Annotated in this window: 16 protein-coding genes and 1 riboswitch; of the genes, 5 read left to right on the forward strand and 11 right to left on the reverse strand. The window is 57.4% G+C overall.

The features are described from left to right. Complete coding sequence (moaA, locus tag PZBJ_RS15275) at positions 1-987, reverse strand: GTP 3',8-cyclase MoaA (protein WP_101763178.1); 987 nt, start codon at positions 985-987, stop codon at positions 1-3. Continuing rightward, positions 976-1112: riboswitch (molybdenum cofactor riboswitch) on the reverse strand. It overlaps the preceding gene by 12 nt. 195 nt (positions 1113-1307) lie before the next feature. Here moaA and PZBJ_RS15280 point away from each other — a divergent pair. Beyond that, positions 1308-2210, forward strand: coding sequence for a gluconeogenesis factor YvcK family protein (locus tag PZBJ_RS15280; protein ID WP_101763179.1), 903 nt, complete (start codon positions 1308-1310; stop codon positions 2208-2210). An 86-nt stretch (positions 2211-2296) separates the two neighbouring features. Here the strand turns inward: PZBJ_RS15280 and uvrB are convergent, their stop codons facing one another. Next, positions 2297-4318 carry an excinuclease ABC subunit UvrB gene (gene uvrB / locus PZBJ_RS15285; protein WP_101763180.1) on the reverse strand — a complete coding sequence of 674 codons (2022 nt, stop codon included), beginning with the start codon at positions 4316-4318 and terminating at the stop codon, positions 2297-2299. Between the two features lie 901 nt (positions 4319-5219). Here uvrB and PZBJ_RS15290 point away from each other — a divergent pair. Further along, positions 5220-5936, forward strand: a complete 717-nt coding sequence (locus tag PZBJ_RS15290) for an ABC transporter ATP-binding protein (protein ID WP_101763181.1) — start codon at positions 5220-5222, stop codon at positions 5934-5936. Between the two features lie 39 nt (positions 5937-5975). Here the strand turns inward: PZBJ_RS15290 and bioD are convergent, their stop codons facing one another. The 4 genes from bioD to bioB are packed head-to-tail and all read right to left on the reverse strand — an operon-like array spanning position 5976 to position 9566. Beyond that, positions 5976-6647: a dethiobiotin synthase gene (gene bioD / locus PZBJ_RS15295; protein WP_101763182.1), complete on the reverse strand. Its 672-nt coding sequence runs from the start codon at positions 6645-6647 to the stop codon at positions 5976-5978. Further along, entirely contained in the window at positions 6644-7399 is a 756-nt protein-coding gene (bioC, locus tag PZBJ_RS15300) for a malonyl-ACP O-methyltransferase BioC (RefSeq protein ID WP_101763183.1), read from the reverse strand. Before bioC ends, bioD begins: the two co-directional genes overlap by 4 nt. Further along, a complete protein-coding gene (gene bioF / locus PZBJ_RS15305) occupies positions 7383-8534 on the reverse strand; it encodes an 8-amino-7-oxononanoate synthase (RefSeq protein WP_101763184.1) in 1152 nt (383 codons plus the stop codon). Before bioF ends, bioC begins: the two co-directional genes overlap by 17 nt. Further along, complete coding sequence (gene bioB, locus PZBJ_RS15310; RefSeq protein ID WP_101763185.1) at positions 8535-9566, reverse strand: biotin synthase BioB; 1032 nt, start codon at positions 9564-9566, stop codon at positions 8535-8537. A gap of 88 nt (positions 9567-9654) precedes the next feature. On the opposite strand from bioB, the gene bioA reads away from it, so the two are divergent. Together bioA and PZBJ_RS15320 are read left to right on the forward strand one after the other, a co-directional pair. Beyond that, the gene (gene bioA, locus PZBJ_RS15315; protein WP_101763186.1) at positions 9655-10950 is read left to right on the forward strand and encodes an adenosylmethionine--8-amino-7-oxononanoate transaminase; all 1296 of its coding nucleotides are present in this window, start codon (positions 9655-9657) and stop codon (positions 10948-10950) included. A 30-nt stretch (positions 10951-10980) separates the two neighbouring features. Then, positions 10981-11457: a kinase inhibitor gene (locus tag PZBJ_RS15320; RefSeq protein WP_101763187.1), complete on the forward strand. Its 477-nt coding sequence runs from the start codon at positions 10981-10983 to the stop codon at positions 11455-11457. Positions 11458-11517: 60 nt separating this feature from the next. Here PZBJ_RS15320 and pgl read toward each other — a convergent pair whose 3' ends face one another. Continuing rightward, positions 11518-12513, reverse strand: a complete 996-nt coding sequence (gene pgl / locus PZBJ_RS15325) for a 6-phosphogluconolactonase (protein ID WP_101763188.1) — start codon at positions 12511-12513, stop codon at positions 11518-11520. A 148-nt stretch (positions 12514-12661) separates the two neighbouring features. Here pgl and PZBJ_RS15330 point away from each other — a divergent pair, with 148 nt between their 5' ends. Then, a complete protein-coding gene (locus PZBJ_RS15330; RefSeq protein ID WP_101763189.1) occupies positions 12662-13480 on the forward strand; it encodes a pyridoxal phosphatase in 819 nt (272 codons plus the stop codon). 61 nt (positions 13481-13541) lie between these two features. Here the strand turns inward: PZBJ_RS15330 and modC are convergent, their stop codons facing one another. The 4 genes from modC to PZBJ_RS15350 all read right to left on the reverse strand — a co-directional run bounded on the left by modC (position 13542) and on the right by PZBJ_RS15350 (position 16349). Next, positions 13542-14600, reverse strand: coding sequence for a molybdenum ABC transporter ATP-binding protein ModC (gene modC / locus PZBJ_RS15335; protein WP_101763190.1), 1059 nt, complete (start codon positions 14598-14600; stop codon positions 13542-13544). Next, positions 14600-15292 carry a molybdate ABC transporter permease subunit gene (gene modB, locus PZBJ_RS15340; RefSeq protein WP_101763191.1) on the reverse strand — a complete coding sequence of 231 codons (693 nt, stop codon included), beginning with the start codon at positions 15290-15292 and terminating at the stop codon, positions 14600-14602. Before modB ends, modC begins: the two co-directional genes overlap by 1 nt. Further along, positions 15289-16062, reverse strand: coding sequence for a molybdate ABC transporter substrate-binding protein (gene modA / locus PZBJ_RS15345; protein ID WP_101763192.1), 774 nt, complete (start codon positions 16060-16062; stop codon positions 15289-15291). The genes modB and modA overlap by 4 nt, the downstream gene beginning before the upstream one ends. Positions 16063-16190: 128 nt before the next feature. Then, positions 16191-16349 carry an AcrZ family multidrug efflux pump-associated protein gene (locus PZBJ_RS15350; protein ID WP_007890616.1) on the reverse strand — a complete coding sequence of 53 codons (159 nt, stop codon included), beginning with the start codon at positions 16347-16349 and terminating at the stop codon, positions 16191-16193. Positions 16350-16415 lie beyond the last annotated feature (66 nt).

Below are 16415 nucleotides of genomic sequence, written 5' to 3' on the forward strand. Positions count from 1 at the left end.
TTAGCCACCAATAAAGGAGAGATTTTGCGTGATGCCGGTGTTGCCCTGATGCAGGAAATGCGTCTGCTTTTTCTGTCCAAGGCTGTGCGCAATGCGCGCCTGCAACTCATCTTGCTGATCGTCAGAGGCCAGCAGATCGCGCAGCGACACGCCGCCGTCACCAAACAGGCACAGATGCAGATTGCCCAGCGCCGAGACGCGCAGGCGGTTGCAGCTGGCACAGAAATCTTTCTCGTACGGCATGATCAGGCCGACTTCGCCCTGATAATCGGGATGACGGAACACCTGCGCTGGACCGTCGCTGCGGCCGCGCGACTGGCGTTGCCAGCCTTGCAGGATCAGCTGATCGCGGATTACTTCACCGGAGATGTGATGACGGCGGAACAGATCGCTGCCTTCACCGGTTTCCATCAGTTCGATAAAGCGCAGTTGAATCGGTCGCAGGCGCAGCCACTCAAGGAAGGTGCTGAGGCTGTGGCTGTTCACATCGCGCATCAGCACGCTGTTGACTTTCACTTTCTCGAAACCGGCATCAAAGGCGGCGTCGATTCCCGCCATCACCTCGGCAAATTTATCCTGGCCGGTAATGGCGTGAAACTGGCGTGCGTCGAGGCTATCGACGCTGACGTTGATATGGGTGAGACCGGCAGCGCGCCAGGCACCTACGTCACGCGCCATGCGATAACCGTTGGTGGTCATCGCGATCTGGCGAATGGCGGCGTTTTCACGCACTGCAGCGATGATGTCGGTGAAATCACGCCGCATGGAGGGTTCGCCGCCCGTCAGGCGCACTTTTTCCGTGCCCGCCGCCGCAAAGGCACGCGTCACGCGACGAATCTCATCCAGCGAGAGAAAACTTTTATTGTGCGTACCGTTCGGCTTATAGCCGTTCGGCAAACAGTAGGTACAACGGAAGTTACACACATCCGTGACCGACAGGCGCAGATAGTAAAAGCTGCGCGCATAGGCATCTGTAAATTGTGGCACCTGAACACCTTTCCAAAGTCGGGAGATGCAGTCATTTCTTTCTGCACCCTGGCAGCTCAAGGCTGCGGCCTGGCTTCCATATCTATAACGACTTAGGAAACCAGGCTTGGGAGTTTGTTGTCATTATGGACAACACGGTTAAAACGAATGGTAGCGCGATTAACGGTTAGCATCCATGAGTGATTTTCGCTATATATCTTGATGCATAACGTTTTTTCACCGCATTTTCGCGACAGGATACGGTAAAATACACCACAGATATTGATGCACATCAGTTCAACTACGCCTCAACGCGAGGACGTCAGTGACAAAGGAGAAACATGAATCGAACCCTGGCAGATTTGGATCGCGTAGTGGCATTAGGTGGCGGACACGGTTTGGGCCGCGTGATGTCGGCGCTGGCACCGTTAGGTTCGCGCCTGACCGGCATCGTCACCACCACCGACAACGGCGGATCCACCGGCCGCATTCGCCGCTCGGAAGGCGGCATTGCGTGGGGCGATATGCGTAATTGCATCAATCAGCTGATCACCGAACCGAGCGTCGCCACCGCGATGTTTGAGTATCGCTTCACCGGCAATGGCGAGCTGGCCGGACACAATCTCGGCAACCTAATGCTGAAGGCGCTTGATCATCTCAGCGTGCGCCCGCTCGAAGCCATCAACATCATCCGCAATCTGCTCAAGGTCGATGCGTTTCTGATCCCGATGTCGGAACAGCCGGTCGATCTGGTGGCGCAGGATGGCGAAGGCAATATGGTGTACGGCGAAACGGCAATAGATGAGATGAAGCAGCCGCCCGAAGAGTTGATGTTACATCCGAATGTGTTGCCAACCCGTGAAGCCATCGAGGCAATTGGTGAAGCGGATTTGATTCTGATTGGCCCCGGCAGCTTCTACACCAGCCTGATGCCGATTCTGCTGATGGAAGAGATGGCGCGCGCGCTGCGCCGTACGCCTGCCACCATGGTGTTTATCGGCAATCTGGGCCGCGAACTGAGCCCAGCGGCGGCTAGCCTGAATGTGGCCGATAAGTTGGCGATCATGGAGAAAGCGATTGGCAAGCGGGTGATTGATGCGGTGGTGGTGAGTCCAGCCGCCGATATTCGCGGCGTGGAAGAGCGTTTAATCATTCGCGAGCCGCTGGAGGCCGCCGACATCAAATATCGCCATGACCGCCAGCTGCTGCGCATCGCGCTGGAACATGCGATTCAGGCCGTTTAATTTCCAGGTGCGCATGAATGCGCACCCTACGAAAACCGCGCTGAATTCCTGTAGGGTCGTCATTCATGGCGGCCTGGATACCACAATCACGAAGCCGCAATAAACAGCTCGCGCAATTGATGTAACTGATCGCGCACGCTGGCAGCCTCTTCAAACTCCAGATTCTGCGCGTGCTGCTGCATCTGCCCTTCCAGCTCGTGAATCTTCTTCTGCATCGCCTGCGGCGTAAGCGCCATATAGTTGGCTTCCGCTTCTGCTGCGGTACGTGAGGCGGTTTTGCCTTTACCGCGTGTTTTCACTACGTTTTTGCCGAGCTCAAGAATATCGGTGATCTTCTTGTTGAGCCCTTGCGGCGTAATGCCATTCTCTTCGTTGTATTTCTGCTGCTTCTCACGACGACGCTCGGTTTCGCCCATCGCGCGCTCCATCGACGGCGTGATTTTATCGGCGTAGAGAATCGCCCGGCCATTGATGTTACGCGCGGCGCGACCAATGGTCTGTATCAGCGAACGCTCCGAACGCAGGAAGCCCTCTTTATCAGCATCGAGAATCGCCACCAGCGACACTTCCGGCATATCCAGACCTTCTCGCAGCAAGTTGATGCCAACCAGCACATCAAATTCGCCAAGACGTAAATCGCGGATGATCTCCATACGTTCCACAGTATCGATATCCGAGTGCAGATAGCGCACCTTCTCGCCGTGCTCCACCAGGTATTCGGTAAGATCTTCCGCCATACGCTTGGTCAGCACAGTCACCAGCACGCGCTCGTTAATCTCAACACGTTTGCGGATTTCCGACAGCAAATCGTCGACCTGCGTCGCCACCGGCCGCACTTCCAGAATCGGATCCAGCAGGCCGGTTGGACGCACCAGCTGATCGATCACTTCGCCACCCGATTTTTCCAGCTCGTAATTGCCCGGCGTGGCCGACACGTAAATGGTTTGCGGAGCGGCTGCTTCAAACTCTTCAAACTTCATCGGACGGTTATCCAGCGCCGACGGCAGGCGGAAACCGTACTCCACCAGCGTCTCTTTACGCGCGCGGTCACCACGATACATGCCGCCAATCTGCGGAATGGTGACATGCGATTCGTCAACCACCAGCAAGCCATCCGCCGGTAAATAGTCGAACAAGGTCGGCGGCGGCTCGCCCGGTCCGCGCCCGGAGAGATAGCGCGAGTAGTTTTCGATGCCGGAGCAGTAACCCAACTCGTTCATCATCTCGAGATCGAACTGCGTACGCTGGGAAATACGCTGCTCTTCCAGCAGCTTATTGTTCTCCAGCAGCACTTTGCGGCGCACCACCAGCTCATCTTTGATCTCTTCCATCGCCTTAAGAATGCGCTCACGCGGCGTCACATAGTGCGTTTTCGGATAGACGGTAAAGCGCGGGATCACCGAATCAATCTGGCCGGTGAGCGGATCAAACAGCGACAGCCGCTCAACTTCTTCATCAAACAGCTCAATACGCAGCGCAATGTCGTCCGATTCCGCCGGGAACACATCAATCACTTCGCCGCGCACGCGGAAGGTGCCGCGCTGGAAGGCCTGATCGTTGCGGCTGTACTGCAGCTCCGCCAGACGACGCAAAATGCTGCGCTGATCAATAATCATGCCGCGCGTCAGATGCAGCATCATTTTCAGGTAGAGATCGGGATCGCCCAAACCGTAGATCGCCGAAACCGAGGCCACGACGATGACATCACGGCGCTCCAGCAGCGCTTTGGTCGCCGACAGACGCATCTGCTCAATGTGCTCATTCACCGAGGCATCTTTTTCGATAAAGGTGTCAGAACTCGGCACATAGGCTTCAGGCTGATAGTAATCGTAATATGAGACGAAAAACTCCACCGCGTTATCCGGGAAGAACTCCTTCATCTCCCCGTAGAGCTGCGCCGCCAGGGTTTTATTTGGCGCCAGCACCATCGTCGGGCGGTTGAGGTCGGCAATCACATTCGCCACGGTAAAGGTTTTACCTGAGCCGGTCACGCCCAACAGCGTTTGATGCGCGAGTCCATCTTCCAGTCCCTCTTCGAGACGGCGAATCGCCTCAGGTTGATCCCCTGAAGGCTTGAAAGCGGAGTTGAGTTTAAAGACTTTGCTCATGTTTTAGCGGTTCCAGCAGATGAAGTCGGCGGGCAGGCTGCTAATTCTACTCTGCTATGGCGAATTTGCCAGAAAAAAATACTGGACATAATCACAGTAACCTTGCACGATAATGGCACCTGACGGCGATTCTCTTCAGTGCAATTTAAGCGGCAGGCGGCAAGTTGTTGTTGCGCAATGTTATCCCCAGGCGGAGGATGCTTTTAACATTTGTCAATAGAGTGTCATTAAATTGCAGTCCGATGACAAGGCAGATAATTCGCATGCTTGATTTTAACTAACCTGCTGTTTTAATTCACTTTGACTCAAAAGCCCAGTTTCTCATCATAATGTAGGAAGGCCGCGAATTTACTCGCTTCCACACGGTTTTCAGTCGCTAATGCACAAGGTTATCCACAGTAATGGTGGATAAGTGAATCCAGCCCCGAGCCCATCAGCTGTGTATAATTTTCTCCCGCCCATTCTTAAGCGTGAAAAAAAATTTTTTCGCATTTATTTTTCCCGCCGTGCGTGTCGCATTACCTCCCTTTTTCCGGCTTTACCTTCCCGTGCCCGGCGAAAAGTCAGGCGTTAAGGCCATTTATTTCTCCGGTTATTGCCTTACGAACGATCAAATGCACCAGAAACGTTAAGCAGTCAGCACCGTCAAAGTGCAGTCGGTTTATCACCGCTGGCAATTGTTAAGCGTTTCTCAACTTTTAGCCGCTGATTTGTCAGGTTTCCGCCGCAGTTGCGCCTGAATTCCTAACCTGGCCTGGGAATTGCAGTGTTAGCACTATGGAGTGACGAGTCCATATCGGCGCTTGCCGACGACAGCGGTGTCCATCAATCGTGCACGACTGTATGCCAGACGACACAGAGCGGGAGCATTCAGGCTAATAATCTGGAAGGAGTATGTCAGATGCTGAGTTTACGTTCGGTGAATCAGTTTTACGGTCAAAATCACATTCTGTGGGATGTCGATCTCGATCTGCCGCCGGGCACCTGTACCGGCGTGCTGGGCAGTCCCGGCATGGGCAAAACCACGTTGGTGAACTGCATTATGGGCCGCCTGCCAATTAACAGCGGCTCGATGACCTGGCAGGAAGATGGCGCGCCGCCGGAAGATTTACTGTTGCAACCGGCCGAACTGCGCGCGCGCACCGGCATTGGTTATGTGCCGCAAGGACGGCATATTTTCTCGCAAATGAGCGTGGAGGATAACCTGCTGATCGCCCTGATGGCGGCACAGGACGATCGTAGCCGTGCCATTCCGGAAATGGTGTTCGACCTGTTCCCGGCACTCTATTCATTGCGCCATCAGCGCAGCGCCGAGTTGCCAATGGAACAGCAGCAACATTTGGCCCTGGCGCGTGCGCTGGTGCTGCAACCCAAGCTGGTGATTCTGGATGAGCCGACAGAAGGGATGTCGCCGTGGCTGGAAGAGGAGATGGGCAATCTGATTCGTCGGTTAAACCGTGAGTATGGTTTAACCATTCTGCTGCTGGAGCAGCACGTCTCGTTTGTCCGCCGCGTCGCCGATTATTTCCTGCTGCTGCATCGCGGACGCAATGTGGCGCACGGCAAAGTGGCGCAGCTGGATGATTTGACGGTGAATAAGTGGCTGACCGCAAGGTGAAGATGTAGCCAGGTCGCCGTGAATGGCGACCCGGGTTATTTATTGCGGCAACGTCAAATAACGCCCGCACTCGGCCTGCTGCGACTCGTCGCGTAGGTGCGGAATCTCACCGAGGAACGGCGCATCAATGCGCTGACGCAGCGTGGCCATATACTCCTGATGACGTTTGCCGGGCGGCTGAATATCATTGGCAATCCAGCCCGAAAGGCGCAATCCGCGCGCTTTAACCGCTTCGGCGGTGAGCATGGCATGATTGATGCAGCCTAACTTCACGCCCACCACCAGAATCACCGGCAACTGCTCGGCTTCCACCCAATCGGCGTAAGTTTGCGTCTCCGACAGCGGCGTAAACCACCCGCCTGCACCTTCGACTAACACCCATTCTGCCTGCTGCTCCAGCGTGCGCAAGCCCGCTGACAGCGTGGCAAAGCTAATCGGCCTGCCCTCTTCCGCGCTAATGATATGCGGCGAGGTTGGCTCGACAAACGCCAGCGGGTTCACCTGCTCGTAGCTTAACGACAAGGTGCTGTAGCGCTGCAACGCCAGCGCATCGCTGTTGCGAATGCCTTGCGGCGTGATTTCGCAACCGGATGCCACCGGCTTATAGCCTGCGGTGCGTAAACCGGCGGCGCTTGCCGCCTGCAGCAGCGCGCCGCTGGCCACGGTTTTGCCCACTTCGGTATCCGTTCCGGTAATAAACCAGCGTGTCATTTGCTTAAAACTCCATACATCAGGTGATAACTCAGGCGATAACCGGACTCGTCCTGCGGCCAGCGCTGCTCAAGTTGTGCCAGTTGGGAACGCGTTAGCACGCTGGCACCGCGACCATCGTGCAGGTGCGTGGCCCCAATGCCTTTCAGCGATCGCATAGCGCTGAGCGCGCTGGGAAAATGCAGCGTGATAACCTGCTGCTGCGCAGCAATCGGTAGCGTCGCGGTGGCCGCATGAAACTGGGCAGCGCTGAGGAAACGGTTGGCGTGCTGGCGACCATCCAGCTGCGCCCACGCGTGATGCACTTCGTGCAGCGAACCGTCGAGCAGCGTGGAAAACAGCACCGTGCCGCCCGGCCGAGTGATGCGCAAAAACTGCTGCAGCGCAGTATGCAAGTCGCTGCTCCACTGCACCGCCAGATTGCTCCACACGCCGTCAACGCTGGCGTCCGGCAGCGGCACCGCATCGATATCGCCCAACAGATAGTGCTGCGCCGATTGCTGATCGCGCGCGGTTTGCAGCATGTTGGGCGACAGATCGAGCGCCGTCAGCGTACGCCCGCGATCGCGCCAGTAGCGGCTATACCAGCCGGTACCGCACCCGGCATCCAGCAGGTGCGGACCAAAACCAGCGGGCGCCAGCGCCAGCAGCGCATCGCCGCTCAGCCGCTGTAACTGCGCGTGCTGCTCGTAATGCGCAGCCGCACGACCAAAAGCCTGCGCCACGGCCTGTTTGTTAACCTGCAGCGTCATACAGAGCCTCCAGCAAACGATCAATGTCATCGGTGTGATGTGCAGCGGTAAGCGTGATGCGTAGCCGCGCGGTGCCCGGCGGCACGGTTGGTGGCCGAATCGCACTGACCCAACAGCCGGCCTGCGCCAGCCGCTGCGACAACGCCATTGCCGCGCTGTTTTCGCCAACGATCAGCGGCTGGATGGCGCTCGCAGAATCGACCAGCTGCCACGGCAAATCCGCCGCAGCGGCGCGGAAACGCGCAATGTGGCTGCGCAGTTTTTCGCGCAGCGCATCACCTTGTTGAATCTGCCGCAGTGCCGCCAGCAGTGCGTAGCACTGCGCCGGTGGCATCGCGGTGGAGTAGATCAGATGGCGGGAAAACTGCTCGACGTAATCAGCGGTGGCGTCATCGCACAGCAGCGCCGCGCCGCTGACGCCAAACCCTTTGCCGAAGGTAACGATCAGCAGTTCCGGTTTGACCTGCTGCTGCCAGCAGCTGCCGCGCCCTTGCGCGCCGCTCACGCCGATACCGTGCGCATCATCCACCAGCAGCCAGCCGTTGCCGCGCCGCGTCTCCGCAGCGATCTGTGTTAGCGGAGCGCTGTCGCCGTCCATGCTGAACACGCCTTCGGTCACCACCAGCGTGCCGCCTTGCGACGGCGTTGCCAGCAGCTTCGCCAGGCTTTCCGGCTGATTGTGGGCAAAACGGCGCAGGCTCGCCGGGCTGTGGCTGGCGGCATCCAGCAGTGAAGCGTGCGCCAGCTTATCGGCAAAGATGCGATCCTGCTTTTCCGCCAGCAGATGGATCACCGCCTGATTGGCGGCAAACCCCGAAATGAACAGCAGCGCGCGCGAATAGCCCAGCCAGTCCGCCAGCTCCGCTTCGAGCTGCGCATGGTGGCGGCTGTAGCCGGTCACATGCCCGGATGCACCCGCGCCAGCACCCGTCTCGGCCGCGCCCTGCTGCCACGCGGCAATCACCGCCGGATGCTGGCTCAAGCCAAGATAGTCGTTGCTGGAGAAGTGCCGATAGCGCTGCCCCTCCAGCATAATTTCCCGCACGCTGTTGTGCTCAACGCGACGCCGTAAACGCCAGCCATCCGCGGCACGCCGCGCCGTCAGCGCCTCGTCGATACGTTGTGACCAGCCCATTTACACAGCCGCGTTGTAGAACTGCGCGGTATCCGCGTGCAGCAGCTGCTCGCTGAGCTGATGCTGCTGCTCATTGTCACCCGCCGTCGTCGCGGTGTGCTCCGGATTCAGGCCCAATTTGCGGAACAGAATCAGATCTTTGTCCTCTTCCGGATTTGGCGTGGTAAGCAGTTTGCAGCCGTAGAAAATCGAGTTAGCGCCGGCCATAAAGCACATCGCCTGCGTTTGCTCGCTCATCTGCTCGCGTCCGGCAGAAAGACGCACATGCGACGAGGGCATCATGATGCGCGCCACCGCGATGGTGCGAATAAATTCGAAGGGTTCAACATCATCGTTATCGGCCAGCGGCGTGCCTTTGACCTTTACCAGCATGTTGATCGGTACGCTTTCGGGCGGCGTCGGCAGATTCGCCAGCTGCACCAGCAAGCCCGCACGATCTTTCACCGTTTCACCTAAACCCACGATGCCGCCGGAACACACTTTGATGCCCGCGCCGCGCACTTTATCCAGCGTATCCAGACGTTCCTGATAGCTGCGCGTGGTGATGATGTTGCCGTAAAACTCTGGCGAGGTGTCGAGGTTGTGGTTGTAGAAATCCAGTCCCGCTTCGGCGAGGCGCTGCGCCTGGTCGCCATCCAACGTGCCAAGCGTCATGCAGGTTTCCATGCCCATCGCTTTCACGCCCTGCACCATCTGCTGAAGGTAAGGCATGTCGCGCTCGTGCGGGTTTTTCCACGCGGCGCCCATGCAGAAACGGCTCGATCCCGCCGCTTTGGCTTTGCGCGCCGATTCCAGCACCGCATCCACTTCCATCAGACGTTCCGATTCCAGCCCGGTTTTGTAACGCGCGCTCTGCGGACAGTATTTACAGTCTTCCGGACAGGCGCCGGTTTTGATTGATAGCAGCGTGCTGACCTGCACCTGGCGTGGATCGAAGTGTTGACGATGCACTTGCTGCGCTTCAAACATCAACTCAAGGAAAGGTTTATCGAAAAGTGCCTGAGCTTGTGCCAGTGTCCAGCGGTTTGCCATTGCTTACTCCAGAAAAAGGGGGTTCATCCCGACGATTAACGTGGTTATACTTGTAAACTAAATCTTTTTAAAATGGTTTACAACTCACATGTTCACTCAGGATGACCTCAACTTTGACCGTCAGCATATCTGGCATCCCTACACGTCGATGCGCGATCCCCTGCCCTGTTATCCGGTTGTGGCGGCGCACGGCTGCCAGCTGCAGTTGGCCGATGGACGTGAACTGGTGGACGGCATGTCGTCGTGGTGGGCGGCAATCCACGGCTACAACCATCCGCGTCTCAATCAGGCGCTGCAGCAGCAAATAACGCAGATGTCGCATGTGATGTTTGGCGGCATCACCCATCCGGCGGCGGTGGAACTGAGCCGCCAGCTGGTTGCCATGACGCCTGATGCGCTGGAGTGCGTGTTCCTCGCCGATTCGGGTTCGATCGCCGTCGAAGTGTCGATGAAAATGGCGCTGCAATACTGGCTGGGACGCAACCAAACGCGACAGAAATTCCTTACGCTGAAGCGCGGCTATCACGGTGATACCTTTGCCGCGATGTCGGTGTGCGATCCGGAAAATTCGATGCACAGCCTGTGGCGCGGCTATCTGCCGGAACATCTGTTCGCTAACGCGCCGCAGTGCGCTTTCGATGACGCGTGGAACGAGGCCGATTTCGCCGATTTTGCGCAGCTGGTGGAAATCCACCATCGGGAGATTGCGGCGGTGATTCTGGAGCCGATTGTGCAAGGCGCTGGCGGGATGCGTTTCTACCATCCGCGCTATCTGCAGCAGGTGCGCGAGCTGTGCGATCGCTACGGTTTGCTGCTGATTGCCGATGAGATCGCCACCGGATTTGGCCGCAGCGGCAAGCTGTTTGCCTGCGACCATGCGGGTATCACGCCGGACATTCTCTGCCTGGGCAAAGCGCTGACCGGCGGCACCATGACGCTCTCCGCCACGCTGACCACGCGTGAAGTCGCCGACACCATCAGCCGCAGCGCAGCGGGCTGCTTTATGCACGGCCCTACTTTTATGGGCAATCCGCTGGCCTGCGCGGTGGCGGTGGAAAGTCTGAAGATGATCAGTGAAGGCGGCTGGATAACGCAGGTGGCGCACATCGAACAGCAGCTGCGCACCGAGCTGCTGCCGCTGCGCCGTCATCACGCGGTGGCCGATGCGCGCGTGCTGGGTGCGATTGGCGTGATCGAAACCCATCAGGCCGTGAACATGGCGGCGCTGCAGCACTTCTTCGTTGAACGCGGCGTGTGGATTCGTCCATTTGGGCGCTTGCTCTACCTGATGCCACCTTATCTGATTTCTGCCGCCGAACTGACGAAACTGACGCAAGCGGTCGGTGCGGCACTGGATGTTGCGGCGCATTTCCACCATGATTGAGGGTTCTGCACAACCATAAAAGGAGCGATCATGCGCGTAGTTAGCCAGGATTTTAACGACGGCGATAAGATGCCAGAGCGACACGTTTTCAATGGCATGGGTTACCAGGGCGACAATCTGTCACCGCATCTGGCGTGGGATGATGTACCGGCAGGCACAAAAAGCTTTGTTGTCACCTGCTACGATCCTGACGCGCCTACCGGTTCCGGCTGGTGGCATTGGGTGGTAGCGAACATTCCGGCTGACGTTACCGTGTTGCCGCAGGGTGCCGGTTCCGGCGTGGCGGACTTGCCGGAGAGCGCCATTCAGACGCGTACCGATTTTGGCCAAACCGGCTACGGCGGCGCAGCGCCACCGCAGGGCGAATCCCATCGCTACATCTTTACGGTGCATGCGCTGGATACGGATAAAATTGACGTGGATGAAGGCGCGAGCGGCGCGATGGTTGGCTTTAATGTGCATTTCCATGCGCTGGCCAGTGCGTCGATTACGGTGAAGTACGCGTAACAGTTCAGAATCGCGCTGTTAGGGAATATGCCTGCCTGTTTGATCAGGCAGGCATTTCACTTATCCCAACGAGTGGATAACCACCCACATTGGGCCTTGTCCTACCGCGTAACGCGCCAGCGGATTAAGCAGGCCGCGTTCCTGAATCTTATACACTTCGATGTGGTGCGATTTCTGTCCCGCCGCTACCAGATATTGACCGCTGTGATCAATATTGAAGCCGCGCGGCTGGGTTTCAGTTGGCTGGTAGCCTTCAATCGCCAGCACCGAGCCATCTTCACTGATGCTGAATACCGTAATGGTGCTGCTGGTACGGTCGCAGGCATAGAGGAAACGGCCATCCGGCGTGATGTGGATGTCCGCCGCCCAGCGCGTGTCGCTGAAATCTTTCGGCATCATATCAAGGCTCTGCACGCGCTCAACCTGGCCGTGCACATTGTTCAGCGCCCAGACATCCACGGTGCTATCCAGCTCGTTCACTACGTAGCCATATGCGCCGTTCGGATGGAAGGCCATGTGACGCGGACCGGCACCTTCAACGGTGGTGACCTGCGCTTGTTCGCGCGGAGCCAGGGTGCCGTCTGCGTTCAACTGATACAGGCAGATGCGGTCCTGCTTCAGTGCCGGTACAAACAGCGTTTGGTTATTCAGATCGATATTGGCGGAGTGGCAACCGTCTAACCCGCTGATCACCTGAACTGGCGCTTGCGGCAAACCATCGCTGCCAATCGGGCTGATGCTGACGCAGGCATCGTTATACGAGCCGCAGAACAGATAATTGCCCTGACGATCGGTGGAGATGTGGGTCGGGCTGCCCGGCAGCGGTGCTTCACCGGCGAGGCTCAGCGTGCCGTCGGCCGCAATGCGAAACGCCAGCACGCGAAAATTCGGACGCACACCGACATAGAGAAAATCTTTCTTCGGGCTCACCACCATCGGCTGCACCTGGCCGGCAACATCCGTTACCTGCAATAACGTCAGTGCGCCATCTTCCTGCAACTGCCAGGCATGAATCTGCTGGCTCTCGGGACTGGCGGTATACACGACTTGTTTCATGCGTTTTCCTTATTCGCTGCCTGATGAAAGGGATAACTGTAGCGCGTTTCATTTTGTCGCGCTGGATTCATTTGTGCCCTGTTTTTTGTCTCAGGGCCGCTGCCGGGTGTAGACTCAATGCTTTGCCAACTCCCGAACGGAAAGTGTAATGAGCTACCGCGTAATCGCCCTTGACCTCGACGGCACCCTGCTGACCCCGAACAAAACCATCTTGCCTGAATCCATCGAAGCGCTGGCCCGCGCGCAACAGGCGGGCGTGAAAGTGTTGATCGTTACCGGTCGCCACCACTGCGCTATCCACCCTTTTTATCAGGCACTTAAGCTGGATACACCCGCAATTTGCTGTAATGGTACCTATTTGTATGATTATCCCGCGAAACAGGTGCTGGCCGCCGATCCGCTGGATAAAAGCCGAGCCGCACGTGTGATTGAGATGCTGGATGAAGAGAACATCCACGGTCTGCTGTATGTCGATGATGCGATGCTGTACCAAACGCCAACCGGCCATGTGACGCGTACGCTTAACTGGGCGCAATCGTTGCCGGAAGCGCAGCGTCCGCTGTTCCTGCAGGTGCCAAGCCTGGCGCAGGCGGCGATTGAGGCTGATTCGATCTGGAAATTCGCGCTGTCGCATCCCGACACGCGCGCGCTGCAGCAGTTTGCCGAACGCACCGAAGCCGAACTCGGTCTGGCGTGTGAATGGTCGTGGCACGATCAGGTGGATATCGCCAAAGGCGGCAACAGCAAAGGCAAGCGTCTGGCGCAGTGGGTTGAGAGTCAGGGCTTTAGCATGCAAGACGTGCTGGCGTTTGGCGACAACTACAACGATCTCAGCATGCTGGAACAGGTGGGATTAGGCGTGGCGATGGGCAATGCCGATGACGCCATCAAAGCGCGCGCCAAAAAGGTGATTGGCACCAATCTGGAGCCGGGCATCGCCGAAATGATCTATCAAGAGGTTCTGTAACCGTAGGATGTAGTGCGCAATTCATGGCGCGGATTTTTCTCACACCGCGCAATGAATCAATTTACGCTGCTATCGACACGCTCTTGATCTGCGCATACAGCCACTGATCCGGTCGAATGCCCAGCTCATCGCGCGCCCACGGCGAAATGCGCGCCCACAGTTCGCTTATCCCAATGCGCAGCTTCACTTCCACCTGATCGTCAATCTCCAGCAGCTCAACCACCTGTGCCGGCAATATATTGCGGATCGAGGTGTTATGCGGCGGCTGCAATGCCAGCGACACATCGGCTGAGGCGATGCGAATACGCAGCGGCGTTTTCAGCGGCTGATTCACCCGGCTCACCCAAATATGCTGATCGCCAAGCGACAGCGCGGTCATCGGGTAATCAGGATGCTGCTCCAGCACCTGCACACGCAGCACGCTGGTGCGCTCGGCGATCGGCAGCCACGGACGCATCGCCGAACTGCTCCACACTTTTTCCAGCGGACCAAAGGCTTTCACCTGACCGGCATCCAGCACCAGCACGTTATCCGCCAGCTGCAGGATTTCATCCAGGCTGTGCGATACGTAAAGAATGGGAATATCGACCTGCTTCGCCAGCTTTTGCAGATAGGGCATCAGCTCACGTTTGCGCGGCAGATCGAGCGACGCCAGCGGCTCATCCATCAGCAGAATATCGGGCGCCGTCAGCAACGCGCGGCCTATCGCCACGCGCTGTTTTTCACCGCCCGAAAGCGACGCAGGAAAACGCGTCAGCAGCGATTCTAAACCCAGCAGCGCCACCAGCGCGTTGAACTGCGGCTTCATGGAGGCCGCCATCCCGTATTGCAGATTGCCGCGCACGCGATAATGCGGAAACAGCCGCGCGTCCTGAAACACATAGCCGATACGGCGCTTTTCCGGCGGCAAATTCACGCGCGTGGCCGAATCGAACAGCAGGCGATCGTTTAACTCAATACGTCCGCTCTGCGGCTGGGTTAATCCGCCAATCGCGTTAATCAACGAGGTTTTGCCCGCACCCGACACGCCGAAAATGGCGGTAATGCCGCTGGCGGGAATATTGACGTTAACGTCGAGCAGGTGATCGCCCAACTGCTGAGAAAGTTGCAGATTGAGCATTATGCCGCTCCCAGCCGTTTACGGCCCCAGCGCGCCAGCAGCTCAGACGCCACCAGCGACATCAGCGCTAACGCTATCGCCACCGCACAGAGGCGCGCTGCGGTGCCTTCCGCGCCCGGCATTTCAATCAGGGTAAACATCGCCGACGGAATGGTGCGCGTCTCGCCGGGAATGTTGGAGACAAACGTGATGGTGGCACCAAATTCGCCCAGCGAACGGGCAAAGGCCAGCACCGTGCCAACAATAATGCCCGGCAAGGTGAGCGGAAGCGTGATGGTGAAAAATACGCGCCAGCGCCCGGCACCCAGCGTGCGTGCGGCCAGCTCCAGTTTGGTATCCACCGCTTCCAGCGCAAGACGAATTGCACGCACCATCAGCGGAAACGCCATCACCGCCGAAGCGATCACCGCGCCGCGCCAGCTAAAAGCAAAGGTGAAACCGAACCAGTCATACAGCCATTCGCCAATAAAACCGCGCCGGCCTAAGGCGATCAGCAGCAGATAGCCGACCACCACCGGCGGCAGCACCAGCGGCAGGTGGACGATGCTGTCCAACAGGGTTTTGCCCGGAAAGCGGCAGCGCGCCAGAATCCAGGCCATCAGGATGCCAAACGGCAAGCTGCATATCACAGCTACACAGGACACTTTCAGGCTGAGAAAAACGGCCTGCCATTCGGGATCGCTCAATATCATTTCTTCGGCGTGAATCCATACTGTTTAAACACGGCAGCGGCATCCGGCCCCTGCAAATAGTTGTAGAAGGCTTTCACCGTTGCGTTCTGATGTTCTTTGACAATCGCCATCGGATATTCCACTGGCTTGTGGCTATCTTCCGGGAATCGTCCTACGACCTGCACTTTTTGGCTGGCCACCGCGTCCGAACCATACACGATGCCGTACGGCGTTTCGTTACGCTCAACCAGTGCCAGCGCGGCGCGCACATTGTTGGCTGGCGCCAGCTGCGGGGATAAAGCGTCCCACGCGCCGAGTTTTTGTAATGCTTCTTTGGCATAAATGCCGGCCGGCACGTGATCCGGATCGCCCACCGCCAGACGCTCGCCTTTCAGCAGGCTTTTCCAGTCGGTTTTGCTATCAAGGGTGACCGCTTTAGCCGCGTCGCTTTTCGGTGCAATCAGCACTAAATCATTGCCGAGCAGCGTATAGCGCGTGCTGCTCACCACGCTGTTTTTTGCCACCACATCGTCCATCCACTGCTGATCGGCAGAGATGAACAGATCGGCCGGTGCGCCCTGATCAATCTGGCGCGCCAGCACCGAAGAAGAGGCAAAAGAGGATACCACTTCTACACCGCTTTTCTTCTGGTACTGCGTCGCAATGTCCTGCAGCGCATTGGTCAGCGATGCCGCTGCAAACACGGTGATTTTCTCTGCGGCCGCGGCATGACCGGCCAATGAAACGCTTAAAACGGTTGCAGCAGCCCAACGGTACTTGATGGTTCGCATTTGTTGCTCCTTGTTACGTTATATATTTTATAATACAACGTACGCGCAAATGCGTCATGAGCTTTATATCGGCAGGATTTTACGGAAGTTCAGAAACAAAACGCCCGCAGGAAGCGGGCGTTGAGAAATTAGTGTTGTGAGCTGTTGGCAGGACGATCGTCGCGGCGGCCAAATTTTGAGATGACGTTGAAAACTTCACCCAGGCCGTAAATCAAACCGAGCATAATCGCCATCACAATCGGCACCATGATGATAGCCACAGCCAGGCTTTTTAACAGTTCCAGCATGGAAACCTCACGCAGAAAATAAAAAAGTGATTGTAACGGTTAGCGAAAAAAACGCACTGCCCTTTT

Origin of the sequence: Pantoea endophytica (genome assembly GCF_002858935.1) — a bacterium.
Taxonomy (GTDB): domain Bacteria; phylum Pseudomonadota; class Gammaproteobacteria; order Enterobacterales; family Enterobacteriaceae; genus Pantoea; species Pantoea leporis.

Bases quoted from the DNA above. Each gene is read 5' to 3' on its own strand.
- bioF (WP_101763184.1), bottom strand. From the start codon at position 8,534: ATGGGCTGGTCACAACGTATCGACGAGGCGCTGACGGCGCGGCGTGCC.
- modB (WP_101763191.1), bottom strand. From the start codon at position 15,292: ATGATATTGAGCGATCCCGAATGGCAGGCCGTTTTTCTCAGCCTGAAA.
- bioC (WP_101763183.1), bottom strand. From the start codon at position 7,399: ATGACGCTGCAGGTTAACAAACAGGCCGTGGCGCAGGCTTTTGGTCGT.
- PZBJ_RS15290 (WP_101763181.1), top strand. From the start codon at position 5,220: ATGCTGAGTTTACGTTCGGTGAATCAGTTTTACGGTCAAAATCACATT.
- uvrB (WP_101763180.1), bottom strand. From the start codon at position 4,318: ATGAGCAAAGTCTTTAAACTCAACTCCGCTTTCAAGCCTTCAGGGGAT.
- pgl (WP_101763188.1), bottom strand. From the start codon at position 12,513: ATGAAACAAGTCGTGTATACCGCCAGTCCCGAGAGCCAGCAGATTCAT.
- PZBJ_RS15330 (WP_101763189.1), top strand. From the start codon at position 12,662: ATGAGCTACCGCGTAATCGCCCTTGACCTCGACGGCACCCTGCTGACC.
- PZBJ_RS15280 (WP_101763179.1), top strand. From the start codon at position 1,308: ATGAATCGAACCCTGGCAGATTTGGATCGCGTAGTGGCATTAGGTGGC.
- bioB (WP_101763185.1), bottom strand. From the start codon at position 9,566: ATGGCAAACCGCTGGACACTGGCACAAGCTCAGGCACTTTTCGATAAA.
- PZBJ_RS15350 (WP_007890616.1), bottom strand. From the start codon at position 16,349: ATGCTGGAACTGTTAAAAAGCCTGGCTGTGGCTATCATCATGGTGCCG.
- modC (WP_101763190.1), bottom strand. From the start codon at position 14,600: ATGCTCAATCTGCAACTTTCTCAGCAGTTGGGCGATCACCTGCTCGAC.
- bioD (WP_101763182.1), bottom strand. From the start codon at position 6,647: ATGACACGCTGGTTTATTACCGGAACGGATACCGAAGTGGGCAAAACC.
- PZBJ_RS15320 (WP_101763187.1), top strand. From the start codon at position 10,981: ATGCGCGTAGTTAGCCAGGATTTTAACGACGGCGATAAGATGCCAGAG.
- modA (WP_101763192.1), bottom strand. From the start codon at position 16,062: ATGCGAACCATCAAGTACCGTTGGGCTGCTGCAACCGTTTTAAGCGTT.
- bioA (WP_101763186.1), top strand. From the start codon at position 9,655: ATGTTCACTCAGGATGACCTCAACTTTGACCGTCAGCATATCTGGCAT.